The 24,029-nt window shown below is 63.1% G+C and carries 27 protein-coding genes and 1 pseudogene; 17 read left to right on the plus strand and 11 right to left on the minus strand.

Going from position 1 to position 24,029, the window contains the following annotated elements:
* Positions 1 to 148: 148 nt before the first annotated feature.
* The 4 genes from AC1DYO_RS31135 to AC1DYO_RS31150 all read right to left on the minus strand — a co-directional run bounded on the left by AC1DYO_RS31135 (position 149) and on the right by AC1DYO_RS31150 (position 3,551).
* The gene (locus AC1DYO_RS31135) at positions 149 to 907 is read right to left on the minus strand and encodes a M48 family metallopeptidase (protein ID WP_477268380.1); all 759 of its coding nucleotides are present in this window, start codon (positions 905 to 907) and stop codon (positions 149 to 151) included.
* Positions 908 to 1,026: 119 nt separating this feature from the next.
* Entirely contained in the window at positions 1,027 to 1,512 is a 486-nt protein-coding gene (locus AC1DYO_RS31140) for a DUF2852 domain-containing protein (protein WP_477268382.1), read from the minus strand.
* A 117-nt stretch (positions 1,513 to 1,629) separates the two neighbouring features.
* Positions 1,630 to 2,772, minus strand: coding sequence for a benzoate/H(+) symporter BenE family transporter (locus AC1DYO_RS31145; RefSeq protein WP_477268384.1), 1,143 nt, complete (start codon positions 2,770 to 2,772; stop codon positions 1,630 to 1,632).
* 8 nt (positions 2,773 to 2,780) lie between these two features.
* Positions 2,781 to 3,551 carry an alpha/beta hydrolase gene (locus AC1DYO_RS31150; protein ID WP_477268386.1) on the minus strand — a complete coding sequence of 257 codons (771 nt, stop codon included), beginning with the start codon at positions 3,549 to 3,551 and terminating at the stop codon, positions 2,781 to 2,783.
* Between the two features lie 234 nt (positions 3,552 to 3,785).
* On the opposite strand from AC1DYO_RS31150, the gene infC reads away from it, so the two are divergent.
* The 8 genes and pseudogenes from infC (at position 3,786) to AC1DYO_RS31190 (ending at position 10,996) form a co-directional block, all read left to right on the plus strand.
* On the plus strand, positions 3,786 to 4,322 hold the full coding sequence (gene infC / locus AC1DYO_RS31155) for a translation initiation factor IF-3 (protein WP_181056876.1): 537 nt from the start codon (positions 3,786 to 3,788) through the stop codon (positions 4,320 to 4,322).
* Between the two features lie 245 nt (positions 4,323 to 4,567).
* Entirely contained in the window at positions 4,568 to 5,206 is a 639-nt protein-coding gene (locus AC1DYO_RS31160; protein WP_477268388.1) for a methyltransferase family protein, read from the plus strand.
* 348 nt (positions 5,207 to 5,554) lie between these two features.
* On the plus strand, positions 5,555 to 5,758 hold the full coding sequence (gene rpmI / locus AC1DYO_RS31165; RefSeq protein ID WP_006201248.1) for a 50S ribosomal protein L35: 204 nt from the start codon (positions 5,555 to 5,557) through the stop codon (positions 5,756 to 5,758).
* Positions 5,759 to 5,846: 88 nt separating this feature from the next.
* Positions 5,847 to 6,248, plus strand: a complete 402-nt coding sequence (gene rplT, locus AC1DYO_RS31170) for a 50S ribosomal protein L20 (RefSeq protein ID WP_006201247.1) — start codon at positions 5,847 to 5,849, stop codon at positions 6,246 to 6,248.
* 145 nt (positions 6,249 to 6,393) lie between these two features.
* A complete protein-coding gene (pheS, locus tag AC1DYO_RS31175) occupies positions 6,394 to 7,491 on the plus strand; it encodes a phenylalanine--tRNA ligase subunit alpha (protein ID WP_477268390.1) in 1,098 nt (365 codons plus the stop codon).
* Positions 7,488 to 7,936 (plus strand): annotated as a pseudogene (locus tag AC1DYO_RS31180) (GFA family protein). Before pheS ends, AC1DYO_RS31180 begins: the two are co-directional and overlap by 4 nt.
* Positions 7,936 to 10,344, plus strand: coding sequence for a phenylalanine--tRNA ligase subunit beta (gene pheT / locus AC1DYO_RS31185; protein ID WP_477268392.1), 2,409 nt, complete (start codon positions 7,936 to 7,938; stop codon positions 10,342 to 10,344). The pseudogene AC1DYO_RS31180 and the gene pheT overlap by 1 nt, the downstream one beginning before the upstream one ends.
* A 49-nt stretch (positions 10,345 to 10,393) precedes the next feature.
* Positions 10,394 to 10,996: a nucleotidyltransferase family protein gene (locus AC1DYO_RS31190; RefSeq protein ID WP_477268394.1), complete on the plus strand. Its 603-nt coding sequence runs from the start codon at positions 10,394 to 10,396 to the stop codon at positions 10,994 to 10,996.
* Positions 10,997 to 11,256: 260 nt separating this feature from the next.
* On the opposite strand, the gene AC1DYO_RS31195 is transcribed toward AC1DYO_RS31190, so the two are convergent.
* A complete protein-coding gene (locus AC1DYO_RS31195) occupies positions 11,257 to 12,252 on the minus strand; it encodes an aldo/keto reductase (protein WP_477268395.1) in 996 nt (331 codons plus the stop codon).
* A gap of 97 nt (positions 12,253 to 12,349) precedes the next feature.
* On the opposite strand from AC1DYO_RS31195, the gene AC1DYO_RS31200 reads away from it, so the two are divergent.
* Together AC1DYO_RS31200 and AC1DYO_RS31205 are read left to right on the plus strand one after the other, a co-directional pair.
* On the plus strand, positions 12,350 to 13,234 hold the full coding sequence (locus AC1DYO_RS31200; protein WP_477268397.1) for a LysR family transcriptional regulator: 885 nt from the start codon (positions 12,350 to 12,352) through the stop codon (positions 13,232 to 13,234).
* Positions 13,235 to 13,371: 137 nt separating this feature from the next.
* A complete protein-coding gene (locus AC1DYO_RS31205; protein ID WP_477268399.1) occupies positions 13,372 to 14,046 on the plus strand; it encodes a peroxiredoxin-like family protein in 675 nt (224 codons plus the stop codon).
* 51 nt (positions 14,047 to 14,097) lie between these two features.
* Here AC1DYO_RS31205 and AC1DYO_RS31210 read toward each other — a convergent pair whose 3' ends face one another.
* Entirely contained in the window at positions 14,098 to 14,310 is a 213-nt protein-coding gene (locus AC1DYO_RS31210; RefSeq protein WP_477268400.1) for a hypothetical protein, read from the minus strand.
* Positions 14,311 to 14,572: 262 nt separating this feature from the next.
* Between AC1DYO_RS31210 and AC1DYO_RS31215 the strand changes: the two genes are divergently transcribed.
* The 3 genes from AC1DYO_RS31215 (at position 14,573) to AC1DYO_RS31225 (ending at position 16,860) form a co-directional block, all read left to right on the plus strand.
* Positions 14,573 to 15,151, plus strand: coding sequence for a cytochrome b (locus AC1DYO_RS31215; RefSeq protein ID WP_477268402.1), 579 nt, complete (start codon positions 14,573 to 14,575; stop codon positions 15,149 to 15,151).
* 67 nt (positions 15,152 to 15,218) lie between these two features.
* A complete protein-coding gene (locus AC1DYO_RS31220) occupies positions 15,219 to 15,794 on the plus strand; it encodes a YceI family protein (RefSeq protein WP_477268404.1) in 576 nt (191 codons plus the stop codon).
* 79 nt (positions 15,795 to 15,873) lie between these two features.
* Positions 15,874 to 16,860: a Gfo/Idh/MocA family protein gene (locus AC1DYO_RS31225; protein WP_477268406.1), complete on the plus strand. Its 987-nt coding sequence runs from the start codon at positions 15,874 to 15,876 to the stop codon at positions 16,858 to 16,860.
* Between the two features lie 85 nt (positions 16,861 to 16,945).
* Here the strand turns inward: AC1DYO_RS31225 and AC1DYO_RS31230 are convergent, their stop codons facing one another.
* Entirely contained in the window at positions 16,946 to 17,803 is an 858-nt protein-coding gene (locus AC1DYO_RS31230; protein ID WP_477268408.1) for an alpha/beta fold hydrolase, read from the minus strand.
* 44 nt (positions 17,804 to 17,847) lie between these two features.
* Positions 17,848 to 18,213 (minus strand): VOC family protein, encoded by a 366-nt coding sequence (locus AC1DYO_RS31235; RefSeq protein ID WP_477268410.1) that lies wholly within the window; start codon positions 18,211 to 18,213, stop codon positions 17,848 to 17,850.
* A 152-nt stretch (positions 18,214 to 18,365) separates the two neighbouring features.
* Here AC1DYO_RS31235 and AC1DYO_RS31240 point away from each other — a divergent pair, with 152 nt between their 5' ends.
* Together AC1DYO_RS31240 and AC1DYO_RS31245 are read left to right on the plus strand one after the other, a co-directional pair.
* Positions 18,366 to 18,674 (plus strand): hypothetical protein, encoded by a 309-nt coding sequence (locus tag AC1DYO_RS31240; RefSeq protein WP_210285023.1) that lies wholly within the window; start codon positions 18,366 to 18,368, stop codon positions 18,672 to 18,674.
* A gap of 31 nt (positions 18,675 to 18,705) precedes the next feature.
* Positions 18,706 to 19,596 carry a sigma-70 family RNA polymerase sigma factor gene (locus AC1DYO_RS31245; RefSeq protein ID WP_477268412.1) on the plus strand — a complete coding sequence of 297 codons (891 nt, stop codon included), beginning with the start codon at positions 18,706 to 18,708 and terminating at the stop codon, positions 19,594 to 19,596.
* A gap of 36 nt (positions 19,597 to 19,632) precedes the next feature.
* On the opposite strand, the gene AC1DYO_RS31250 is transcribed toward AC1DYO_RS31245, so the two are convergent.
* Positions 19,633 to 20,349, minus strand: coding sequence for a GntR family transcriptional regulator (locus AC1DYO_RS31250; RefSeq protein WP_477268413.1), 717 nt, complete (start codon positions 20,347 to 20,349; stop codon positions 19,633 to 19,635).
* 97 nt (positions 20,350 to 20,446) lie between these two features.
* Between AC1DYO_RS31250 and AC1DYO_RS31255 the strand changes: the two genes are divergently transcribed.
* Positions 20,447 to 20,998: an autotransporter gene (locus tag AC1DYO_RS31255; protein WP_477268415.1), complete on the plus strand. Its 552-nt coding sequence runs from the start codon at positions 20,447 to 20,449 to the stop codon at positions 20,996 to 20,998.
* 61 nt (positions 20,999 to 21,059) lie between these two features.
* Here AC1DYO_RS31255 and AC1DYO_RS31260 read toward each other — a convergent pair whose 3' ends face one another.
* The gene (locus tag AC1DYO_RS31260) at positions 21,060 to 21,947 is read right to left on the minus strand and encodes an alpha/beta fold hydrolase (protein ID WP_477268417.1); all 888 of its coding nucleotides are present in this window, start codon (positions 21,945 to 21,947) and stop codon (positions 21,060 to 21,062) included.
* Between the two features lie 71 nt (positions 21,948 to 22,018).
* Complete coding sequence (locus AC1DYO_RS31265) at positions 22,019 to 22,762, minus strand: SDR family NAD(P)-dependent oxidoreductase (RefSeq protein ID WP_477268419.1); 744 nt, start codon at positions 22,760 to 22,762, stop codon at positions 22,019 to 22,021.
* Positions 22,763 to 22,915: 153 nt separating this feature from the next.
* Here AC1DYO_RS31265 and AC1DYO_RS31270 point away from each other — a divergent pair, with 153 nt between their 5' ends.
* Positions 22,916 to 23,812: a LysR family transcriptional regulator gene (locus tag AC1DYO_RS31270; RefSeq protein ID WP_477268421.1), complete on the plus strand. Its 897-nt coding sequence runs from the start codon at positions 22,916 to 22,918 to the stop codon at positions 23,810 to 23,812.
* Positions 23,813 to 24,029: the final 217 nt, after the last annotated feature.

Below are 24,029 nucleotides of genomic sequence, written 5' to 3' on the forward strand. Positions count from 1 at the left end.
AGGCGAGGCTGCGAAAGAAGGCGGCCAGAAGCTTCGATGCACTCTGCGAGGCTCTCGGCGATATCTGCCATCTGTTCGAGCCAACCGAATGCAGAAACTTCTTCAAAGCGGCCGGATATGAGGCCGATTAATCGCAACACGCTTTAGGCTAATCAAACACGATCGCCTGCAGCGCGCCGCCATTGCGCTTCAGCCAGTCCTTGCAGCGGTCGGTGTCGGGGCAGAGCTGCTCGCATAGTTTCCAGAATTTCGGGCCGTGGTTCATCTCCTTGAGATGCGCTACCTCATGCGCGACGAGGTAGTTTATCACAGGCGTCGGCGCCATCATGATGCGCCAGGAGAAGGACAAATTGCCGTCGGAGGTGCAGGAGCCCCAGCGGCTCGACGTATCCTTGAAGCGGATCGCCTTGGCGCGCTTGCCGAGTGCCTCGGTGTGTCTGATCACCAGCTTCTCGATCTCCTTCTTGGCCTCGCGCTTGAGGAAATCGGCGATGCGGCGCGGCAGATGTATGCGCTCGCCATGCACGATCAGCAGCGGGCCGCGCTCGTCGCGCGACACGGTGACGGTGCCGCGCTTCGACGGCTCGTGGACGATGCGATGCGCCACGCCGCGGATCGGGACCTTGATGCCGGGGCGCACCTGTGGGCGGGTCGGCACCTTGGCCAGTCGCTGCTCCAGCCAGTCCTGATGGCGATGCAGGAATTTTTCCACCTCGCCGCGGCGCAGGCCCGGCGGCACGGTGATGCGCAGGCCCTGGCCACCGGAATCGATGCGCAGCGTCAGCCGCCGTGCTCGGGCGCTCTCGACGATCCTGAGCGGCAGCGTGCGGCCGGCAACGACATGCTCTCGCTCTTGGACGGGCGAGGGCTTGGGCTTGGTCAGGTTGCGAAAGAAGCCGAAGGACATGGCTGAACGATACGCGATTCGAGGAAAACGACCAGTAGAGCGAATGCGAAAAGAGAACAAAAAAGAAACGGCGCCGCTTGCGCGACGCCGTCTGTCATGCCGAGACCTGTCGCAGGATCTCAGTCGTCAAGCAGGTTCGGACCCTTGCGCTTCGGGGTCGCGGGCTTGGCCGTTTCAGTCGAGCCCGTGGTCGTCGGTGCCGTTGACTTGTGGCGGTTGGCCATGAAGCGGTCGAATTCGTCCTGGTCCTTGGCGCGGCGCAATTCGCGGGCATAGTCGTCGAACTCGCTCAGCATCTCGTCAAGCTTGCGGCGCTCTTCGGCGAGGCGCTCGAGTTCCTTCTCGCGCCAGTCGTCGAAAGCGACATTGCCGGTGCGAGCCGACCCATGGCCCCAGCGCGCGGCCTTGTCGGAACCGCGGCGGCAGCCGGCGAAGATGCCGTCGGGGGCGCGGTTGACGTCGCGCTTGAAGCCGTCAAGCCGGTCGCCCCAGATGATGTAGGCGAGCATGGCGAAGCCAAGCGGCCAGAACACCATGAAGCCGATCACCATCAGCGCGATGGTCGCCGGCGTCCAGGCCGGGCGGATCAATGCGGATGTGTTCATTTTCTCCCATTCCTTCGGTTGGAGACAGCCAAGAACGGCTGCGTCGAATCGAGATGGGAAGACAAAAACGGCGATTCAAGACAATGCCGGCCAAAACCGGACAAGGGTCTGAAATGATTATCGCTTTTTGAGCCCTTCGAGGAAAAGCACGACCAGCCCGGCGACCAGGCCCCAGAAGGCGGCGCCGACGCCGAACAGTGTCAGCCCTGACGCCGTGACCACGAAGGTGACCGTGGCGGCCATGCGCTGGTCCTCGTCCTTGAGCGCGATCGACAGCGCGTTGGCGAGCGAGCCCATCAGCGCCAGGCCAGCCACCAGTACGATCAGGCTCTGCGGCAGCACGGCAAAGATCGCCACCAGCGAGGCGCCGAAAATCGCGAAGACGAGGTAGGCCAGCGCGTAGAACGGGCCGGTCTTCCAGCGCTCGGCGGGATCGGGATGGACATCCGGGCCGGTGCAGATCGCCGCCGAGATCGCCGCCAGATTGGTGGTCGAGCCGCCAAATGGCGCCGACAGCAGTGAGAACAGGCCGGTGACGCCGATCAACGGGCCGGGTTCGGGGTGATAGCCGGCGGCGCGCAAGACGGCGAGGCCCGACAGGTTCTGCGAAGCCATGGTGACGAGGTAGAGCGGCAGCGCTAGGCCGATAACGGCGGCGGCGCTGAAATGCGGCGCAATCAGCGTCAGCGTCGACAGTTCCGGCGCCGGCAGGCCGCCGACGCGACCGGTGAGGAAGGCGGCAATGCCGCCGCCGATCAGCACCGCCAGCACCGACAGCGCCGGGTTGAACAGGCGAATGACGAAGAAGGCCGCGATCAGCGGCAGGATCAGCCAGGGATCGACGGGAATGGTCTTGACGGCGTTGAGCGCGAAGGTGACGACAATGCCGGCCAGCATGCCCGATGCCACCGACGCCGGTATCCTTGCTATCAGTTGGGTCAGCGGCTTGAACAGGCCGGTGGCGATCAACAGGATGCCGGTGGCGATGAAGGCGCCCACGGCATCGGCCATGGTAAAGCCGCTCGATGCCGCCATCAGCGCCAGGCCGGGTGTCGACCAGGCGGTGATGATGGGCATTTTCGTGCGCCAGGACAGCCACAGGCACTCGATCGCCATCGCCAGGCACAGCGCCGTCACCCAACTCGCCGTCTCGGCCTGGGTGGCGCCAACCGCCTTGGCGGCGGCAATGACGACGGCCAGCGTGCCGCCAAAGCCGACGATTGCCGCGACAAAGGCGGATATCGGGATGGAAATGCGCATGCCCTACCCTACACTGCCCGCCGGACCATCTCGCCAACTGCCCTGAGCAGCATGTCGAGGTCCTGCGGCCGCGACAGACGGTGGTCGCCGTCGGGAATGAGCGACAAAGTGACATCGTCGGCCGGCAACAGCGAGACCAGCTTCAACGCATGGCTTGCCGGCACATCGGCATCGGCCAGGCCCTGGAGGATATGGACAGGGCAATGGGTGTCGATCGGCCCGGTCATCACCCGGTTGTCGCGGCCGTCCTCGATCAGCGCGCGCGTGTAGATGTAAGGCTCGGCGGAATAGTCCGACGGCTCTTCGAAGAAGCCTTTCTCCTTGAGGTCGCGCTTCTGCGCCTCGGTCAGCGTCGGCTCGACCAGCTCGGTGGTGAAATCCGGCGCCGGCGCGAGCAGCACCAGGCCGACGACATTGCTGTCGCCCGCCTTGCGCAGTTCCTGCACCATGCGCAGCGCAATCCAGGCGCCCATCGAGGAGCCGACGAGGATCTGCCTGCCCTCGGTGAAACGCCGGAAGACGGCGAGGCTCTCGCCAAGCCATTTCGAGATGGTGCCGTCGGCAAAAGCACCGCCGGATTCGCCGTGGCCGGAATAGTCATGCCGCAGGAAAGCACGGCCTTCGCGGGCCGCCCAATCAGACAGCGTCTCGGCCTTGGTGCCCAGCATGTCGGATTTGTAGCCGCCGAGCCAGACAATGCCGGGCGTCGCGCCCGAGGAATGGCGCACCGCGATGCTGATTCCCTGGACATCCAGAAGGGTTGGGGTGGTCGCGGTCATGGCGATCTGTCGGTCCTGGTTGTAGGGGCCTGATTTTCCTCGCCGGTCTTTTGGCACAGGCAAAGGCGAGGCGGAAAGTGCCCGCTATATCCTTTGTTTGGTGCAGGCCTGCGTTCAGGGTGATTTTCCGTTAGCGCTGTGCTATTGACTCCGCCCGCGCGCTCACCACATTGGCGCGTCCTGAATATTTCTAGATTTGAAACCCTGAACGAAACGGCCAAGGAGACCACGACCATTCGCAGACCTTTCAAAGCAGCGGCGCCCACCAAGGATGGCCCGCGCTCCAACCGTGATATCCGGGTTCCCCGGGTCCAGCTCATCGACGCCGAAGGCCAGAACCGAGGCGATGTCTCCATCAACGACGCATTGCTGCTCGCCGAAGAGGCCGGGCTCGATCTGGTCGAGATATCGCCCAATGCGGTGCCGCCCGTCGTAAAAATCCTCGATCTCGGCAAATTGAAATACGCCAACCAGAAGAAGGCGGCCGAAGCGCGCAAGAACCAGAAGGTCATCGAGATCAAGGAGATCAAGATGCGCCCGAACATCGACAGCCATGACTATGACACCAAGATGAAGGCCGTGCGGCGCTTCTTCGAGGAAGGTGACAAGGTCAAGCTGACGCTGCGCTTTCGCGGCCGCGAGATGGCGCATATGGAACTCGGCATGCAGCTCCTGAACAAGGTGCGCGAGGAGACGGCTACCATCGCCAAGGTGGAGGCCGAGCCGAAGCTGGAAGGCCGCCAGATGATGATGGTGCTGGCGCCGCGCTAGACCGGTTCACCGTTTCATGGAAACGGCGAAACGCTCTATCTCTTTGTTTTGAAGCAATTCCGGACAGAAAACCGTTTCACGCTTTTCCTGGAATTGCTTTGGATCACATTCTGTTCAGGCGTGGTGTCGCGCTCTAAATCCGCCTGAATCATAGCTCACGGCGTCCCAGCGATCGGCGGGACGCCTGTTTTCTTGTCCAGACGCTGCGATCGCCGGCAAAGCTTTTCCACGATCGGATTCCCGACATGGCCAATGAAATCAAGCCTGCGCCCGTCAAGGAGCTGGGCGGCTACCAGCATATGCGCAGGATGGTGCTTGCGGTGCTGGTGGTGGTGCTGTTTGCCGCCCTGCTGTTCGGCCAGTCGACCTTTCCACCGGAAACCCCGGTGCACGAGACGATCGAAATGTTCGGCGTGCTGTTGATCTTCCTTGGCGTCGTCGGCCGCTTGTGGTCGACACTTTATATTGGCGGGCGTAAATCCTCCGAAGTCGTCACCGGCGGACCTTATTCGATCACCCGCAACCCGCTCTATGTGTTCTCGACCATTGCTGCCGCCGGCGTCGGGGCGCAGATCGGCTCGTTCTCCGGCGTCATCCTGTTTGCGCTTTTGTGCGCCGGCGCCTTCCACATCGTCATCCTGCGCGAAGAGAAGTATCTCAAAGGATTGCTGGGTGCGCCTTACGAAGCCTATCTGGCGCGGGTGCCGCGTTTCTTCCCCAATCTATCGCTCTACCAGGAAGGCGATACCGGCAGTTTCAAGCCGCGGCTTTTGCTGACAACCTTGCTCGACGGGCTGGTGTTCCTGGTGGCGCTGCCGGTGTTCGAGACCATCGACGGTGCCCAGCAATCGGGCATACTGCCGGTGCTGTTCCGGCTGCCCTAGGTGGGCTGATATTCAGGTGAGGCCGGCCTGCAAACGGCTGATACCTGCGCTTCCGGTGCTCACGTACTTAAGTACGCTCCGCTCCGGTTCTCGGCATTAGCCGTTTTCGACTCGGCCTAACCCGAATCTCGACCCACCTATCCGACCCCAGGTCTGCGCCGTGAATTAAGGACAGAGCGTCGCAGCGCCTGAGGTGTTGCGCGCGCGCCTGCTTTGACGTATAGGACCGCGTTCCAAGAAAACCGCCCGGCAGGGCATGCCGTGGCGGTTTCATTTGCTTTTCGGGCTTTTGGTCCGCCCGAAGCGAACAAGAAGCGCGATTGTGCGCCACCAATACGGAGTAGCAAAATGCCCAAGATGAAGACCAAATCAGCCGCCAAGAAGCGGTTCAAGATCACAGGTACGGGTAAAGTCCTGTCGGCTGCGGCCGGCAAGCGTCACGGCATGATCAAGCGTTCCAACAAGTTCATTCGAAATGCCCGCGGCACGATGGTTCTGGCTGAACCGGATGGCAAGAAGGTCATCAAGAATTTTCTGCCGAACGGCCTCTAAGGCATTCGGTCCGGACACGCATTTGTTTTACGCAATTCCGAACTGAGAGCCGCCAGGCACCTGGAATTGCTTTTAAGGAGATCATGACATGGCACGCGTAAAGAGAGGCGTCACCTCGCACGCCAAGCACAAGAAGGTCCTGAAAGCCGCGAAAGGCTTCTACGGCCGCCGCAAGAACACCATCCGCATCGCCAAGCAGGCAGTGGAAAAGTCGCTGCAGTACGCTTACCGCGACCGCAAGAACCGCAAGCGCTCGTTCCGCGCGCTGTGGATCCAGCGCATCAACGCCGCGACCCACGAACATGGCCTGACCTATGGCCGCTTCATCGACGGGCTCAACAAGGCCGGCATCGAGATCGATCGCAAGATCCTGTCCGACATGGCCATCCATGAGCCGCAGGCGTTCGCCGCGCTCGTGGCCAAGGCCAAGGTCGCGCTCGAATATCTGAAGAACACCACGCCGAATGCATTTGAAAGCGCTGTCGCCTAAGACCAGCGCTTCCCAAGCTATTCAACACTTGATTTGGGGAACCCGCGCTGGCACGGCTGGCGCGGGTTTTTCTTATGCCTGATGTAACCAAAATGGTGACGACGAACCAAAATGGTGTCGGTCGCCCGATCGAGAGAGTTTCGCCGTGAACGACACCGCTGGAAATCTTGAAACCCTGGAAGCCTCGCTGCTCGCCGACATTACCTCGGCCGGCGACGAGGCGTCGATCGAGGCGGTGCGCGTTGCAGCACTTGGCAAGAAGGGCTCGGTCTCCGAAATGCTGAAGACGCTGGGCGCGATGAGCGCCGAGGAACGGCAGGTCAAGGGCCCGGCGATCAACGGCCTGAAGAACCGCGTCACCGAGGCGCTGACCGCCCGCAAGGCCGAGCTGAAGGATGTGGCGGTCACCGCCCGGCTCGCCGCCGAGACGGTCGACGTGACGCTGCCGGTGCGGCAGTCGCCGGCCGAGCGCGGCCGCATCCATCCGATCAGCCAGGTCATCGACGAGATCGCGGCGATCTTCGGCGATCTCGGCTTCGCCATCGCCGAAGGCCCCGATGTCGAGAGCGACTATTACAACTTCACCGCGCTGAATTTCCCCGAAGGGCATCCGGCGCGCGAGATGCATGACACCTTCTTCTTCCAGCCGGACGAGAAGGGCGAGCGCAAGCTGTTGCGCACGCACACCTCGCCCGTGCAGATCCGCACCATGGAGAAGCAGAAGCCGCCGATCCGCATCGTCATCCCCGGCAAGACCTACCGGCAGGATTCGGACGCCACCCACTCGCCGATGTTCCATCAGGTCGAGGGGCTGGTGATCGACAAGACCGCCAATGTCGCCAACATGAAGTGGGTGCTGGAAGAGTTCTGCAAGGCGTTCTTCGAGGTGCCGCAGGTGGAGATGCGCTTCCGGCCGTCCTACTTCCCGTTCACCGAGCCAAGCCTCGAGGTCGACATCCAGTGCGACCGCTCGCGGCCGGGCGAAGTGCGTTTCGGCGAAGGCTCCGACTGGATGGAGATCCTCGGCTGCGGCATGGTGCACCCGAATGTGCTGCGCGCCGGCGGGCTCGATCCCGACGAGTATCAGGGCTTTGCCTGGGGCATGGGTATCGACCGCATCGCCATGCTGAAATACGGCATGCCGGACCTGCGCGCCTTCTTCGACGCCGACGTGCGCTGGCTGTCGCATTACGGCTTCCGGCCGCTCGACATGCCGACACTGTTCGGAGGTCTCTCCGCATGACGGCGCCTCACACTGGCGGCTGCCGTTGCGGCGCGGTGCGGTTCGAGGCTTCGGCCGAACCGCACCATGTCAGCTATTGCCATTGCGGCGATTGCCGGCGGGCCAGCGGCGCGCCGGTGTCGGCCTTTGTCGGCTTTCTGACCGGCAGGTGGCTTTCACCGGCAAGGCGCTGAAGATGTACGAGAACGGCCCGGTGACGCGCTCGTTCTGCGGCATCTGCGGCTCGCCGATCGCCTATGTCGACGAGCGGCTGGAAGACCACATCTATTTCATGCTCGGCGCCATGGACATGCCGGCCTATTTCCGGCCGACGCACCATGCCTATGTGCGCGAGCAGCTGCCTTTCTTGCATATGCCCGACGACCTGCCGCGCCATTTGAAAACAAGCGTGCCCCGACCTGATGGACAAAGACCGGACGGGTACAGACAAAACGGAACACAGTGATGAAACTCACCCTTTCCTGGCTCAAGGATCATCTGGAGACCGACGCCACGCTCGACGAGATCGTCGAGCGGCTGACCTCGATCGGCCTCGAAGTCGAGCATGTCGACGACAAGGCCAGCCTGAAGCCCTTCGTCATCGCCAAGGTGCTGACGGCCGTCCAGCATCCCGACGCCGACCGGCTGCGGGTGCTGACAGTCGATACCGGCGACGGCAAAGCGCCGGTCCAGGTGGTGTGCGGTGCGCCGAATGCCCGTGCCGGCCTGATCGGCGCTTTCGCCGCGCCCGGAACCTATGTGCCCGGCATCGACGTGACGCTGACCGTCGGCAAGATCCGCGGCGTCGAAAGCCACGGCATGATGTGCTCCGAGCGCGAGTTGGAGCTGTCGGATGAGCATAATGGCATCATCGACCTGCCTGCCGACGCGCCGGTCGGCACCAGCTTCGCCGCCTATGCGCATCTCGACGATCCGGTGATCGAGATCAATCTGACGCCGAACCGGCCGGATGCGACAAGTGTGTACGGCATCGCCCGCGATCTGGCGGCAAGCGGGCTTGGCCGCCTCGTCGGCGGTGCGATCATGCCGCATGCCGGCAACGGCATGTGCCCGGTGAAGGTGAAGATCGAAGCGCCGGAGCTCTGCCCGGGCTTCGCGCTCCGGCTGGTCAAGGGCGTGAAGAACGGCCCGTCGCCGAAATGGCTGCAGCAGCGGCTGATCGCCATTGGGCTGAGGCCCATCAGCGCGCTGGTCGACATCACCAATTACGTCACCTTTGACCGCGGCCGGCCGTTGCATGTGTTCGATGCCGCGAAGGTCGCCGGAAACCTCACCGTGCGCCGTGCGCGGGACGGCGAGAAGGTGCAGGCGCTCGACGGCCGCGAGTACACGCTGACGCCGGAAATGTGCGTGATCGCGGACGAGGACGGCGTCGAGTCGATCGCCGGCATCATGGGCGGCGAACATTCCGGCTGCGACGAGAACACCACCGACGTGCTGATCGAATCGGCACTTTGGGACCCGATCACCACGGCGCGCACCGGCCGCACGCTCGGCATCATCACCGATGCGCGTTACCGCTTCGAGCGCGGCGTCGACCCTGAATTCATGGTGCCAGGCGTCGAACTGGCGACAAAGCTGGTGCTGGAGTTCTGCGGCGGCGAGCCGACGGAAACCGAGGTGGTCGGATATGCCGGACACAAGCCCAAGATCGTCTCCTTCCCCCTGTCGGAAGTGAAGCGGCTGACCGGCATCGAGGTGCCGAAGGCCGAAAGCCTCGACATTCTGAACCGGCTTGGCTTCAAGCCGCAGGGCTCGGGCGATGTCGTCGATGTCGCGGTGCCGTCCTGGCGCCCGGATGTCGACGGCAAGGCTGATCTGGTCGAGGAGATCATGCGCATCCACGGTGTCGACAACATCGCGCCGCAGCCGCTGGGTGCGCATGATGCGGTCAACTCCAAGATCCTGACGATGCTGCAGGTGCGCACCCGCACCGCCAAGCGCTCGCTCGCCGTGCGGGGCATGATGGAGGCCGTCACCTGGTCGTTCATCCCGGCCAGGCACGCCGAACTGTTCGGCGGTGGCCAGACGGCGCTGAAGCTCGCCAACCCGATCGCCGCCGATATGTCCGACATGCGACCCTCGCTGCTGCCCGGCCTGATTACGGCCGCGCAGCGCAATGCCGACAGGGGCATTGGCGACGTCGCGCTGTTCGAGGTCTCCGGCACCTATGAGGGTGACGGCCCCGAGCAGCAGCGGCGCGTTGCCGCCGGCGTGCGCCGCGGCACGGCCAAGCTCGACGGCTCGGGCCGCAGCTGGGCCGGCAATTCCGGCCCGGTCGGCGTGTTCGACGCCAAGGCGGATGCGATCGCAGCGCTGGAAGCCTGCGGCGCGCCTGTCGACCGGCTGCAGATCGAGCCCGGCGGTCCGGCCTGGTATCATCCCGGCCGCTCCGGCACGATCAAGCTCGGCCCGAAGACGGTGCTGGGCACATTCGGCGAATTCCACCCGAAGACGCTCGAGGCGCTCGACGTTTCCGGGCCACTCTGCGGCTTCGAGGTCTATATCGACGCCGTGCCGGAGCCGAAGGCCAAGCCGACGAAAACCAAGCCGAAGCTGGAGCTCTCCGCCTTCCAGGCGGTGAAGCGCGATTTTGCCTTCGTCGTCGACAAGACGGTGGAAGCCGGCACACTGGTACGCGCGGCTTTGGCCGCCGACAAGAAGCTGGTCACCGGCGTTTCGGTGTTCGACGTCTTCGAAGGCGCATCGCTCGGTGCCGCCAAGAAGTCGATTGCCATCGAAGTCTCTATCCAGCCGGTCGAAAAGACGCTGACCGACGAGGATTTCGAGGCGCTGGCCAAGCGCATCGTCGACAATGTCGGCAAGCAGACGGGCGGCGTGCTGAGGACGTAGAGCGGCGGAGGGATTGCCGAGCGATGGCGAATCGCCCTCCAAAGGGCCGATGGACCATCTGCGCTATTCCGGGCTGCCGTTTGAAACGCAACGGGCCGCTTTTTTCGATATCGTGTCGGCCGACCCGCTGGTCGGCGACGTGTTGGCGCGGGCTCGCACGCTCAACCTGCCGGACTGGCTGGTGGTGTCCGGCGCCCTCTATAACAGCGTCTGGAACCATCTGACCGGCAAGCCGTCGGGCTACGGCATCAAGGACGTTGATCTCTTCTACTTCGATGACAGCGACCTGTCTTACGAGGCCGAGGATGCGGTTATCCGCCGGGCAGCGCAGCATTTCGAAGGGCTGCCGCTGCCCGTCGAGGTGCGCAACCAGGCGCGGGTGCATCTGTGGTATCCTCAGAAGTTCGGCCAGCCCTGCCCGCGCTATACGAGTTCCAGCGAGTCCGTTGGGTATTTTGCCTCGAAGACGCATGCGGTCGGGGTTCGATACGATGCCGGCGGGCAGCTGGAGCTGGTGGCGCCGTTCGGGCTGGATGACCTCTTTTCGTTTCGCATCACACCGAACCGGGTGACGGATAATCAGCGCACGCATGAGGCGAAGGGCGCGCGGGCGAGAGAGTGCTGGCCGGAGATTACGGTGGTGCCGTGGTAGGAGATGTCGAAGTCGGTGCGAGGCACCCCCCTCTGCCCTGCCGGGCATCTCCCCCTCAAGGGGGGAGATCAGGTGTCACGCAGGCTTTCGCCAATTACTAGACTAGCGTCGCCAGATGTGTGCGACAGCTGGGCTGCCAATCTCCCCCCTTGAGGGGGAGATGCCCGGCAGGGCAGAGGGGGGCGCCTCGGGCCAACGTATCGCTTCTTTCGCACTATGCAAAAGGGGCACCGCAGCGCCCCTTGCCTTAGTGTAGATGCTCACCCATTCACCAGCGCCAGCAATTCCTCCGTGTAGCGCTTGCCGACCACCTTGTCGGGCGACAGCGCATCGCCGATCGCCGCCACCTCAGCCGCGCTCAGTTCGATGCCAGCCGCCGCCGTGTTCTGCTCGAGATGGCGGATTTTGCGCGCGCCTGGGATCGGCACGATGAAATCGCCCTGGTGCAGCACCCAGGCGAGCGCCAGCTGCGCCGACGTCACGCCTTTTTCCACCGCCAGCTTTTCCAGTGTGGCGATGACCTTGGCATTAGCGGCCATGGCGTCTGCCTGGAAGCGCGGCAAGGTGCGGCGCCAGTCGTCGTCGCTCAAGGCTTCCGGTTTGGCGATGGTGCCGGTGAGCAGGCCGCGGCCGAGCGGGCTGTAGGGGACGAAGCCGATGCCGAGTTCGCGGCAAACATCGAACACCTCGTCTTCCGGATCGCGGCTCCACAGCGAGTATTCGCTCTGAACGGCAGCGATCGGATGCACGGCGTGCGCCCGGCGGATGGTGGCGGCACTGACCTCCGACAGGCCCAGCGCCCGCACCTTGCCCTCGCGCACCAGTTCGGCCATGGCGCCAACCGTGTCCTCGATCGGCACGTTGGGATCGACGCGGTGCTGGTAGTAGAGGTCGATGACATCGGTATCGAGCCGCTTCAGCGAGGCTTCCGCCACCGCCTTGACGTGCTCAGGGCGGCTGTCGACGCCGACCATGCGCTCGATGCCTGAGCCTTCCTCGGAAATCTTGAAGCCGAATTTTGTGGCGATCGTCACCTTGTCGCGCACTGGCTTCAACGCCTTGCCGAGAAGGATCTCGTTCTCAAAGGGGCCGTAGACTTCGGCCGTGTCGAAAAACGTCACGCCGATCTCTACAGCGCGGCGCAAGGTGGCAATCGCTTCGGCTTCCGGCTGGCCGCCATAGACGAAGCTCATGCCCATGCAGCCGAGGCCGACGGGGAAGACTTCGAGTTCAGTACCAAGTTTGCGGGTTTTCATGGCGCATCTCCTTGTTGCGATGAGAGGGGAGATAGCGCCTTGCCTTATTTTCGATAATTGGCTGTCATTCGCACGGGCTGTTCTATAAAATAGATCAATGAACCGGGCGCATCTTTCTCAACTGGCAGTACTGGCAACGGTCGCCCAGTGCGGCAGTTTTCGCGGCGCGGCGCGGGAACTGGCCATCGCGCCTTCGGCGGTGAGCCACGCGGTGTCCAGCCTGGAGGCGCGGCTTGGCGTGCGGCTCTTGGCGCGCAGCACGCGCAGCGTGGCACCGACCGAGGAAGGTGCGCAGTTGCTCGAGCGGCTGCGGCCGGCGCTGTCGGAGATCGACCTAGCGCTGGAGACGGCGGTCGAGGCGCGCGACCGGCCGGCCGGGAACCTGCGGCTGACCGTACCGCGCACCGCGGCCCACCTGGCATTGACACCCAGGCTCGGCGCCTTTGCATCGGCCTATCCCGATATCGTGCTGGAAATCGTCATTGAGGATCGCTTCACCGATGTCGTCGAAGGCGGCTTCGATGCCGGCGTGCGGCTCGGTGAGAGCCTGCAGCGCGACATGATCGCGGTGCGCATAGGACCAGACCTTCGCGGCGCCGTGGTCGGTGCGCCGTCCTATTTCGCGACCATGCCTAGACCGCGGCATCCGCGCGATCTTGCCGATCACCGCTGCATCCGCTTCCGTTTTTCCAGCGGCATTCTCTACCGCTGGGAATTCGAAAAGGATGGCGAAGAGATCGAATTCGCCGCTCAAGGGCCGCTGATCCTCGACGAAGACCATCTGATCGCCCAGGCAGCGGTCGACGGTGCTGGGCTCGCCTTTGTCTTCGACGATTATGTGCGCGCGCCGCTCGCCGACGGCCGGCTGATCCGCGTTCTGGAAGACTGGTGCCCGCCCTTCGACGGTTTCTTCGTCTACTATCCCAGCCGCCGCCAGATGCGCCCGGCGCTGCGGGCGTTTGTGGATTTCTTCAGCATTTGACGAATCTTGGCGCGAAGATGCCCGGAAATCAATCGGAAAGTACCGGCACTAAGGTAGCGCCCCAACGTCCGCCATCTCTGTGCTACAATGCACCGTCGCGCTTCCGTTACTGGATTGACCCGCGAGGAGGATCAAGCATGTCCGACCGCGCCAACGTAGGCCCTCTGCAACTGGGCGAACGAGCGCCCAATTTCGTACTCGACGCAATTACTCGCGAGGGCAAGATAGCTATCGACGATTTCCGCGGCGAGAGGCCAGTCCTGGTTGGGCTGTATCGAGGTCTCCATTGTCCTTTTTGCAGGCGTCATATCGCGACGGTTTCGCTGCTCACACCAGCCCTTAACGCAAAGGGCATCGAAAGCCTCACGGTGGTGAACACGCCCATCGAACGGGCGCGCCTTTATCTCCGGTACCATCCGATGGTTGGTTTGCTTGCTGCATCCGATCCTGAGCGGGCTTCACACCGCGCTTTTGGGCTCCCCAATATGCAGATCACCGAGGACGAGAGCGCATGGCCGCACAAGGCCTCAATGAGCGATGTGAAGGCGATGCGGCTCAACGTGCCGGGCGAAATGCCTGAGCCGATGGATCCGTTTGCCACGCTCGAATATCTGAACAAAAAAGACAATTACGATATCACTGAAGCGGACCAGCAAATGATGGCGACCGGCGTGGGCCAGCTCATGGGCCAGTTCCTGCTTGACCGCAACGGTGTCGTTCGCTGGACGTTCTCCGAGGTTTTCGATGGCGGCTTGGGCGCCCACCCGAACTCTGAGGCGATGATGTCGGTCGCGTCGCATATTGGTCAGTAGCGGCGCAGTGCGCTGAGCGGGTGCACGGATAGCAGGTGTTATGCAAACCGTTTAGTTCGAGCCGGGGTCGACGCGTTTCGGCACGAACTTGGCTTGCCACTCCTCGAGGCTCATCCGCGTGTCGGTTGTGGGTGACCGGGCCGGTTTTCTGACGACCGTCGCAATCTCTGCTTTGTCAACAACGAGGCCCAGGAGTCGCGCCTTGCCCAGGATGGCCGCGACACCGGCAGCGGGCAGCCTTTGCCGGGTGGCAAGCCGTAACATGTCGTCCAGCTCAAGGACGGGGCTGTCGACAGTGACCTCCGCGCGGTTTGCAGCCTTGGCCTTTTGTCAGGGTCGGTGGTTAGCCTACCCTCCCCCTTGTGGAGACCTCCCCCTTGTGGGGAGGGTCGGCGCGAAGCGACGGGGTGGGGGCTGTGCCCTATGAGGACCCCCACCCCRATCCGCTATGCGGATCGACCCTCCCCACAAGGGGGAGGGTAAGGGCGCGCCGGAAGAAAGCCCACCTGCCATTCGTTTATTTGCCATGCAGGCATCGATCACCAACAACGCAACCCGCTACGGCTGGGCGGCCATCATCCTTCACTGGCTGATCGGAATCATCTTCATTGGCCAGTTCGCGCTCGGCTTCGTCATGGTGCGATTGACCAGCCAGCGCACCGCGTTCGAGCTCATCCAGCTGCACAAATCCTTCGGCTTCCTGCTGCTCGGTCTCATCATCCTGCGCATCGCCTGGCGGCTCGGCAATGCGGCGCCGGCATTGCCGGCCTCGACCGGGGCGCTGGAGCGTCGCGCCGCGCCGCTGGCGCATCTGGCGCTCTATGCCTTCCAGCTCGCTCTGCCGCTGTCCGGCTGGGCGCTGGTTTCGGTGTCGATGCTGGAGATACCCAGCATGCCGTTCAACCTGTTCGTGATGCCGAACCTGCCGCTCGTCGAATCGGATGCCGCGGAAAGCTTCTGGGCAGCCGCGCACTGGTATCTCGCTTATGCCAGCATTGCGCTGGTCGCGCTGCATGCGCTGGCGGCGCTGCGCCACCATTTCTGGCTGCGCGACAGCGTGCTCGCGCGTATGATCACGCCTTCGTCAGATGGCGATGTGGAATAGGGCGCGCCGCGTATTCGTTCATGGAGGAAAGACGCAGGACTTTGCCTGCCCCAGAAGGACAAAACCCATGTATGCGCGCATCTTCGGATTGGCGGCGGTTGCCGCTTGTCTTGCCATGCCTGTCCTGGCCGCTGTCGACCTTAACGACGCAGCCGGCAGCTACTCGATCAGCCCGGCCAGCTCCAGCATCCGCTTTTCCATCGGCAAGGTCGGCGGCGGGGGCCTCGACGGCGCCTTCGGCCGCTTCAAGGGCTCGATCCGCATCGACAACAGCGATGTCGGACGCTCCCAGGTCAATTTCACCATCTATCCCGAAAGCGTCGGCACCGGTCAGGGCCGCATCGACGCCTTCCTGCGCTCCGACGCGGTGTTCGACGCCGCCAACAGTCCCGAAATCCAGTTCCGCTCGACCAGCGTGACCCGCACCAGCGACACCACGGCGCTGGTCAGCGGCCGGCTGACGGCGCGCGGCAAGACGTTTGCGGAAAAGTTCACCGCCGAGCTCGGCGGGCTGAAGGGCGGCACGATCAAATTCCACGTCACCGGCAAGGTGCTGCGCTCCCGCTACGGAATGGATGTCGGCACGCCGATCTATTCGAACATCGTCGACTTCGACATGACGCTGACGGGGAAGAAGGGCTAGCCGGAACCAGCGATCCGCATTGGCTTTTCCCCCAATTTCGGGCAAACCTCCTCGCCTGTTAATCGATAGGAGAAGCGCGATGTTCCGATGGGGAGTTTTGTCGACGGCCAAGATCGGCCGCGAGCAATTGTTGCCGGCAATCGTCGAGGCCGAGAATGGTGTTTTGTCGGCGATCGCCAGCCGCGACCTGTCGAAGGCCAAGGCCTTGGGCGATCGTTTCGGGGCCCGCCATGCCTTCGGCTCCTATGAGGAACTGCTGGCGTCGAAAGACGTCGACGGCGTCTACATCCCGCTACCGACCTCGCAGCATGTCGAATGGACCGCCAAGGCCATCGAAGCCGGCAAGCACGTGCTGGTGGAAAAGCCGCTGGCGCTCGACGCCAAGGATATCGCGCCGCTGATCAAGCTGCGCGACGCCAAAAAGGTGCTGGTGTGCGAAGCCTTCATGGTCATCTACCACCCGCAATGGATCAAGGTGCGCGACCTCATCGCCGACGGCGCCATCGGTCGGCTACGCCATGTGCAGGGCGCTTTCTCCTATTACAATGTCGACCCGACCAACATGCGCAACCAGCTCGATCTCGGCGGTGGCGCGCTGCCCGACATCGGCGTCTATCCGACCGTGTCGACGCGCTTTTGCACCGGCAAGGAGCCGCTGCGCGTGCAGGCGACGATCGAGCGCGACAAAAAATTCGGCACCGACATCTACTCCTCGATCCGCGCCGATTTCGGCGATTTCGAACTGTCCTTCTACCTGTCGACGCAGATGGCGGCGCGACAGGTGATGGTGTTCCATGGAGAGAAAGGGTTCATCGAGGTGTTCTCGCCGTTCAATGCGGGGCTCTACGACCACCATCGCATCGAACTGCACAACCAGAACCACACCGAGGCGCAGGTTTTCCGCTTTCCCGGCACGCAGCAATACCGGCGCGAGGTCGAGACGTTTGCGAGGGCGGCCGCGGGCGGCAAGGAGCGCGTCTTCACGCTAGAGGAATCGGTGCTCAACCAGAAGGTCATCGACGCCATCTTCCGCGCCGGCGGCAAGGAAGGCTGGGAGGCTGTCTGATCCGCAATATTTAGCCGGTTAATCTCATGGAAGAAGGGGGCCCGCATCATGCATGCGGACGCCCCTTCCTATTGGACTGACGATCTCACGCGCCGCTGAGCGCCAGGTGCAAGGTCTCGGCGAAGCGGTCGGGATAGGGGGCAAAACCCATATGGTCGCCGGGAAAGGCGGCGCGCTTGCTGCCGAGCCTGTCGGCCAGCGCCTTGCCCATGCCGTCGATCGGCTGGCCGATGGACTCTTCGCCGATGCCGACCACAACCGGGCGGCCGCGCAACGCTTCGACGTCAGGGCGGTAGAGCGACAGCGGCATGACGCCATGCGCCAGCCAGTATTCGAAATTGCCGCTCACCCTGGCAAAGGTCTCGGCCTCTTCGGGCGACGGTTCGAACGAAGGCGGCCCGTCCAGCGGCTCCTGCGGCCCGGCTTCATCATGGTCCGGCCCTTCCGACAGGCCATTCTCGCTGAAGAACTTCTGCATCGCCGCCTCGACGCCGTGGCTGCGATAGGTGTCGTGCAGGTCGCGCATGCCGGCCAGCGCCGGCGACGGGTCGTCGAGCAGCATCATGCTGGGCGGCTCATGCGCCACCAGCGCTCGCACCCGGCTGGGATGACGGGCGGCGAGGTTGAGCCCGATCTGGGCGCCGCCGCTGGTGCCGAACACATAGGCCGGCCCGGCGCCGAACGCCTCGATCAGCCGCGCCGCATCGTCGCCATGGACATCGAGGTCCTGTTCCTGCGGTTCTCCGTCGAAGGTGCTGCGCGAATTGCCGCGCGGGTCGTAGGCGACCACCGTATAGCGGTCGGCGAGGTGGTGCGCGACATGGGCGAAGACGCCGGCGTCCTGCGGCCCGCCGGGGATGATCAGCAGCACGGGGCCGGAGCCGCGCGTTTCATAATAGAGGCTGGCGCCCGGTACTTTCAGCGTCGACGATTTGTGTGTCATGTCCATCTCTCCTGTTGCTCTCACGTCAAAGTCCGGCTTTTCGTTCATTTGCTGGCGACAACCATGCGATTGCCCTCGCTGTCGCGGAACTCGGCGACGGTGCGGCCCGGCTGCCAGGGCGCTTCCTGCGGCTCGGTGATGATTTCGACACCGCGCGCCTTCAGCGCGGCGATCATCGCCTCGACATTGTCGTCGACCAGAACCATCACGGGTTCGGCGCTCGGCGCGTTATCGGCGCGCCTGATGAAATGCAAATTGGTGACCGCGAAGGGGAATGCCAGTTCGATCCAGCGCCAGCCGCTGTCACCCATCGGCTGGTCGGCTATCACCTGGCAGGCAAGGTGATCGGTGTAGAAGGCCTTGGCGCGGTCCTGGTCGATGACGGGCAATTCGGCAAACTGGATGTGCATGATGGGTCTCTCCCTGCTCCTCGATTGGCTGCCGCGCAGCCGTCCACGGGGGAAAGACGATATGGACGATCGAAAAGATTCGCCGGCGGTGAGAATCTTTTCGACGCCGCGAAACGTCTTCTCCATGCAGACTTGAAAAACAGGAGACGACAATGGGCTACAATCTCATCCGCTACGGCGTGAAGGATGAAAGCATCGCCGAGAACCGTATGCTGGTTGCAAAGGTGTTCGAGGCGCTGGACGAAACGAAGCCGCAATCCGTGCGCTACCTCGTGCTGGAACTGGAGAATGGCGAATTCGTCCATCTTGTCAGCCAGGACGGCGACGGCCTGACCGGGCTCGCCGCCTTCAAGGCCTTCAGCGCCGATCATGCCGGGCGACGCTCGACGCCGCTTGCCAGATCGCCGGCAAAGATCGTCGGCAATTATCGTATGCTGGCCGGCGAGGTCGTGCCGGCTTGACTGCAAACCCGGCATTTTGGGAATGGACAGGATGAACGCAGCAAAACTCGACCGGCCGGCACTGGAGGCGATGCTTCGCGACTTGCGGCCGAAGCTGCACCGCTACTGCGCCCGCATGGCCGGCTCTGTGATCGATGGCGAGGACATCGTCCAGGAGACACTGATCAAGGCGCTGCAAGCCATTGACGGCGACGCCTCTGTCGAGCGGCCGGAGCAATGGCTGTTCCGCATCGCCCACAATGCCGCGCAGGATCATCTGCGCCGGCGCCAGCGGGAGCAGGCGCGCATGAGCGAGACCGACATGACGACGATCGAAGACCCCTCGGCAAACGCCGATGCCAGGCTCGCCACCGCCGCCAGCCTGCGCAGCTTCATGCAGCTGGCGACGGCGCAGCGCAGTGCCGTGATCCTGGTCGACGTGCTTGGCCTCAGCCTGCACGAGACCTGCGAGGTCTCGGGCGCGACACTGGCCGCAACCAAGGCGGCGCTGCATCGCGGGCGGGCACAGTTGCGGCTGCTTGCGTCACAGGACGAACAAGCGCCTGTCCCAAAGCTCGACGCCAACGACGAGCGGCGCCTGCGCCGCTATGTCGACCTGTTCAACGCGCGCGACTTCGACGCCGTGCGCGCCTTGATTGCCGAAGACATCCAGCTCGACCTCGTCAACCGCACCCACATGCGCGGCAAGGCGCAGGTTTCCATCTATTTCGGCAATTACGACCGCGCCAGCGACTGGGCGCTGTCGCTCGGCTTTGTCGACGGCAGGCCGGCGATCCTGATCCGCAACCCGGAGACGCCGGAAAGCGGTGTGCGTGGCTTCATGCTGGTCGATTGGCAGGACGGAAAGGTTAGCGAGATCCGCGATTTCCGCTATGCGCCCTATTGCCTTGCCGACGCGGAAATCCGCTTCATCGACGAATGAGTGAAGCGGCGGCCAGAGAGCATGGGCCTCGCCGCCTCAGGCGAAGCTTTGCAAATTGGCGTCCTGCAGTTTGGAGCCGGCAAGCAGGGCCTCGAGCACCTGCTTCTTGAGCGACAGGCACTGCGAACGGGCAAGCTTGGCGATGGCCGAGACCTCGGCCACCTCGCAGGCGAGCACCAGTTCCTTCTGCTGGCCGATGATCGTTTGCGTGAAGTCGCGCGACTTGAAGCCGAGATGGAGAACGCGCTCCGACTGGTCGAGGATCTGGTCGAGCAGTCGCGCCAGCCGCAGGTTTCCCGAAAGCTCGGCCAACGCCAGGCGAAAGGCGCGATCGGCGGCGAGGAAGGCGACGTGGCTGCGCAACGTCTCCGGCTTTAGAACCTTTTGCGCCGCCAGCCGGATGTCGTCGAGCCCGCGTTCGGTGAGATTTGCCGCGGCCACCCGGAACACTTCCGGCTCGATCAGGCTGCGGACATCGAAAATCTCGTTGACGTCGCGCAGGCTGAGCGGTGCGATGACATAGCCGCGGCGCGGCTCGCTCTTGATCAGCCCTTCCTGCGTCAGGCGGGCAAGTGCCGAGCGGATCGTCGCCTTCCTGATCTGGTAGCGGTCGCCGATCTGCTTCTCGGTCAGGCTTTCGCCGGGGCGCAGCACGCAGGCGACGATGTCGCTCTTCAGCTGCTCATAGGCCTCCTCGCTGCGCAATATGTCGGCGGTCGAGGGTGACGCGGCTGCGGATTTCGGGGCGATCATGTCAGGTCTTCCTGGGGCAGTTGACGCTGGTTGCGGCATTCGCTAGCCTAAGCATCTCAGTTATGAGTATTAAGCTTCTTAAGAGGGATGACTGACAATGCCTCTTGCCGCTAACTCGCCTCTCTACGCCGTAACCGCCGATATCGTCAACGCAGCCAAAGGTCCTGATGCCTTCGATCGGGTGAAGGCGGTGTTGCGCGAGCACACTGATCGTTTTCACGCCTCGGGCGAGCTTGCCCATGAAGAGGAAGACGATGAGGTGCTGCTGCATGCCAGCCCCGACTTGACGATCTACCACATCACGCTGTCGCCCGGCCTGCAGTACCCGGCGCACAACCATCTAATGGATGCGCTGATCGGCATCTACAAGGGCAGCGAGACCAACTTCATCTATCCCGTCGACGGCAGCGAGATCGATACACCGGAACGCCAGGACATCGCGGCGCCCGCCGTGGTGCACATGACGCCGGATACGGTGCATGCCGTCGCCAACACCGGCAGCGCCCGCTCCGGCGCGCTGCATGTCTATCTCGGCAATCTGACCGAGATCGACCGCCATATGTGGAGCCCGGACAGCACCCGGGCCGAACCCTTCGACAATGAGCGGTATCTGGCCGGCGCGCGGCCGATTGGGCAGGCTGATTCCTAAGCCGAGAAAGAGCGAGAGAGGGCAGCGTCGAACCGCCTGCACGCCGAATCTTCGTCCCTTGTCAGCGATGATTTCCAGTCTCTTCGGTTGGAAACGGAACCTCGGCGTTCAGGAAACGCGTCGCGTCGGCGACAAACAACGCCGGGTATTGGAACAGGGAGCCGTGCGCGGAATCGGGATAGATGATCAGCTGGGCATTGGGCAGGTTCTGCTGCAGGATGTAGGAGTTGATCGTATAGATGATGACGTCGTTGCTGCCGTTGATGACGAGAACCGGCTGTTTGATGTCCTTCAAATAGTCCCAGGCTTTTTCGCGCTTGGCGCCCCATTTGGCGATAGCGGCGCGCTGCGCCAGTGCAGCGATCTCGGTGACCTGAGGATCGCGATCTTCGGTGCGGAGCTGAGAGCGTTTAAGAAACCGACGTCCGGCAGCTTGGCTCGCTTGCGAAGGCGTAAAGTGAACACGAAGCCAAAGGTCGTCAGGGTTCTCATAGGTCGCACCGAAGATCTGGGCGCCTTCGGGCGTACCGGTATCCATGCTCTCGCCGCTTCGTGGTCCGGTGCCGACCAGCACCAGTCGGCGAACGATATCCGGGGCCTGTAGCGCAATTTCCTGGGCGACCAGCCCTCCGATCGAGAAGCCAAGCACATCGGTCTGCTTGAGCCCGAGCGCTCTGATGAAGGCGATCGCGTTGGCACCCATCTCGGCAAACGTCTCCGGAACATCGCCTGAACTGCTGGAGACACCGGCATTGTCGAACAGGATGACTTCGCGCTCCTTGGCAACACCATCTGTCACCGCCGGATCCCAATGGTCCATCGTGCCCATGAAATGCATGTTGAAGACAAGCGGTACACCGCCTGGTTTGCCGAAGCGGCGGTAGGCGAAGCGGATGCCGCCGACTTCCACGATCTGGGTCGGCGCGGTTTGGTGAGTGTATTGGGTCACTGGGATTTACCTCATAAAGCTGTGCGATGTCGCCAGCCGGGCGCGGAACAACCTCCGCGCCCGGGACAGGATCAGCGGGACTTGCCGCCGTCGACGTTGAGAACATGGCCGGTGATGAAGGAGGCTTCGTCCGATGCGAGGAAGACGATCGCGTTGGCAAGCTCTTCGGTGAGGCCGAGACGACCCATCGGAACGGTTGTCACCAGAGCCGCCTTGTTCTCCGGCGTGCCGGTGAAGCGCGTCAGCATCCCGGTGTCGGTGGGTCCGGGCGCCACGACGTTGACACGGATACCCGAGTTGGCGATTTCCAGCGCCACCGATTTGGTGATGCCTTCGACGGCGTGCTTGCTGCCGACATAGACCGACGCCCCCGGCGCCCCCTCGTGTCCGTAGGTAGAGGAGATGTTGATGATGCTGCCGCTGCCCTGTTCCTGCATCACGCGCACTTCGTGCTTCATGCTCAGGATCACGCCGAGAACATTCGTGTCGAACGTCGCGGCATAGCTTTCGGCGGTCTGATCTGTGATCGGGCCGACCTGGCCTTCGGTACCGGCATTGTTCACCGCAACATCGAGCCGACCGAACCGTGCCACGGTCTTGTCGACCAGGGCGCGGACATCATCCTCCTTGCGGACGTCGGCGTTGATGAATTCAGCTTCCGAACCGAAGGAGCGCAACTCCTTGGCGAGTGCCTTGCCGGCCTCATCGCGCCGGCCGGCGACGACCACCTTCGCACCCTTCCTGGCGAAGGCGACGGCGGCGGCGCGTCCGATACCTGTCAGTCCACCTGTGATCAAGACAACGGGGTTAGTCATATATCCAGTCCTTTGAGATATGGCGTCCGTGTAAGGCGGATGCCTGATTGGGTAGCGAAGATCGTTTTCTTCTCCCCTGATTTGGGTTCTGCTGGCGTCACGGAAAAAGACTTTGTAAGTTGGGCCCCATGCCTCTGAGGCATGAGGCTCGTCATGGAATTGAGACATCTCCGCTATTTCGTCGCCGTCGCCGAGGAGGGCAGCCTGACGGTCGCGGCAAAGCGCCGGCTGCATACGGCGCAGCCGTCCTTGAGCCGTCAGATGAGTGATCTGGAGTATGAGGTCGGCACCCGGCTCATGGTCCGCACGGCACGAGGCATCGAGCTGACCGCCGCGGGCCGCGTCTTCCTCGACCATGCCCGGCTGGTCCTGGCCCAGGTCGAGGCGGCCCGTGACGCGGCCCGTCGCGCCGCGGAGCCTTCCAAGCCATCCTTTGCCGTGGGCTTCCTGACCGGACAGGAGATGGATTGGCTGCCCGAAGCCATGCGCATTCTTCGCGATGAACTTCCCAACATGGAGGTCACCGTTTCCAGTCAATATTCGCCGCAACTCGCCGACGCGCTTATGCGAGGCAGACTTGACGTCGCCTTCATGCGGCCGGAGGCACAAACCCCTGATCTGGTCTACAGGCTGGTCACCAAGGAGCCGCTGGTCGCCGTCTTGCCTGACGATCACCGCCTCGCCGCGCATGATGTTATCGACCCGCGCGACATTGTCGGCGAGACGTTTGTCAGCGTATCGAATACGGCGCCGGCGTTGCGGGTCGTCATCAACGACTATCTGGAGCGATCCAAGCTGAATATCACGCCGGATCACGAGGTGGACAATCTGGCAATGGCCATGTCCCTGATCGCCTCGACGCGGGGCGTGGCGTTCTTGCCGGCCTATGCTCGGAACTTCATGCCCCGGTCCGTGGTCAGCCGCCCGCTGAAGGGCGATGCACCAACGATTGATCTGGTGGTCGGCTATCACAAAGCCAACGCATCGCCGACCCTGAAGCTATTCCTGTCAAGAGTGGACGATCTGATCGCCCACGGTCGAAGAGAGTAAGGCGACACCTGTCGGCGCGCGCATCGCGCTGGTGCTGGGTTCGCTATGGATGCTGGTCGCGCTGGCCACCTAAAGCGTGTTGCGATTAATCGGCCTCATATCCGGCCGCTTTGAAGAAGTTTCTGCATTCGGTTGGCTCGAACAGATGGCAGATATCGCCGAGAGCCTCGCAGAGTGCATCGAAGCTTCTGGCCGCCTTCTTTCGCAGCCTCGCCTT

The organism is Mesorhizobium sp. P2_F5 (assembly GCF_056403715.1).

Coding starts and splice junctions, on each gene's coding strand:
- AC1DYO_RS31150 (WP_477268386.1), bottom strand. CDS start 3,551: ATGACCGCGACCACCCCAACCCTTCTGGATGTCCAGGGAATCAGCATC.
- AC1DYO_RS31190 (WP_477268394.1), top strand. CDS start 10,394: ATGGACCATCTGCGCTATTCCGGGCTGCCGTTTGAAACGCAACGGGCC.
- AC1DYO_RS31245 (WP_477268412.1), top strand. CDS start 18,706: ATGAACGCAGCAAAACTCGACCGGCCGGCACTGGAGGCGATGCTTCGC.
- AC1DYO_RS31265 (WP_477268419.1), bottom strand. CDS start 22,762: ATGACTAACCCCGTTGTCTTGATCACAGGTGGACTGACAGGTATCGGA.
- AC1DYO_RS31250 (WP_477268413.1), bottom strand. CDS start 20,349: ATGATCGCCCCGAAATCCGCAGCCGCGTCACCCTCGACCGCCGACATA.
- AC1DYO_RS31220 (WP_477268404.1), top strand. CDS start 15,219: ATGTATGCGCGCATCTTCGGATTGGCGGCGGTTGCCGCTTGTCTTGCC.
- rplT (WP_006201247.1), top strand. CDS start 5,847: ATGGCACGCGTAAAGAGAGGCGTCACCTCGCACGCCAAGCACAAGAAG.
- rpmI (WP_006201248.1), top strand. CDS start 5,555: ATGCCCAAGATGAAGACCAAATCAGCCGCCAAGAAGCGGTTCAAGATC.
- AC1DYO_RS31255 (WP_477268415.1), top strand. CDS start 20,447: ATGCCTCTTGCCGCTAACTCGCCTCTCTACGCCGTAACCGCCGATATC.
- AC1DYO_RS31145 (WP_477268384.1), bottom strand. CDS start 2,772: ATGCGCATTTCCATCCCGATATCCGCCTTTGTCGCGGCAATCGTCGGC.
- AC1DYO_RS31160 (WP_477268388.1), top strand. CDS start 4,568: ATGGCCAATGAAATCAAGCCTGCGCCCGTCAAGGAGCTGGGCGGCTAC.
- AC1DYO_RS31240 (WP_210285023.1), top strand. CDS start 18,366: ATGGGCTACAATCTCATCCGCTACGGCGTGAAGGATGAAAGCATCGCC.
- AC1DYO_RS31135 (WP_477268380.1), bottom strand. CDS start 907: ATGTCCTTCGGCTTCTTTCGCAACCTGACCAAGCCCAAGCCCTCGCCC.
- AC1DYO_RS31195 (WP_477268395.1), bottom strand. CDS start 12,252: ATGAAAACCCGCAAACTTGGTACTGAACTCGAAGTCTTCCCCGTCGGC.
- AC1DYO_RS31225 (WP_477268406.1), top strand. CDS start 15,874: ATGTTCCGATGGGGAGTTTTGTCGACGGCCAAGATCGGCCGCGAGCAA.
- AC1DYO_RS31215 (WP_477268402.1), top strand. CDS start 14,573: ATGCAGGCATCGATCACCAACAACGCAACCCGCTACGGCTGGGCGGCC.
- AC1DYO_RS31200 (WP_477268397.1), top strand. CDS start 12,350: ATGAACCGGGCGCATCTTTCTCAACTGGCAGTACTGGCAACGGTCGCC.
- AC1DYO_RS31205 (WP_477268399.1), top strand. CDS start 13,372: ATGTCCGACCGCGCCAACGTAGGCCCTCTGCAACTGGGCGAACGAGCG.
- AC1DYO_RS31235 (WP_477268410.1), bottom strand. CDS start 18,213: ATGCACATCCAGTTTGCCGAATTGCCCGTCATCGACCAGGACCGCGCC.
- pheT (WP_477268392.1), top strand. CDS start 7,936: ATGAAACTCACCCTTTCCTGGCTCAAGGATCATCTGGAGACCGACGCC.
- AC1DYO_RS31210 (WP_477268400.1), bottom strand. CDS start 14,310: ATGTTACGGCTTGCCACCCGGCAAAGGCTGCCCGCTGCCGGTGTCGCG.
- AC1DYO_RS31230 (WP_477268408.1), bottom strand. CDS start 17,803: ATGACACACAAATCGTCGACGCTGAAAGTACCGGGCGCCAGCCTCTAT.
- AC1DYO_RS31270 (WP_477268421.1), top strand. CDS start 22,916: ATGGAATTGAGACATCTCCGCTATTTCGTCGCCGTCGCCGAGGAGGGC.
- AC1DYO_RS31140 (WP_477268382.1), bottom strand. CDS start 1,512: ATGAACACATCCGCATTGATCCGCCCGGCCTGGACGCCGGCGACCATC.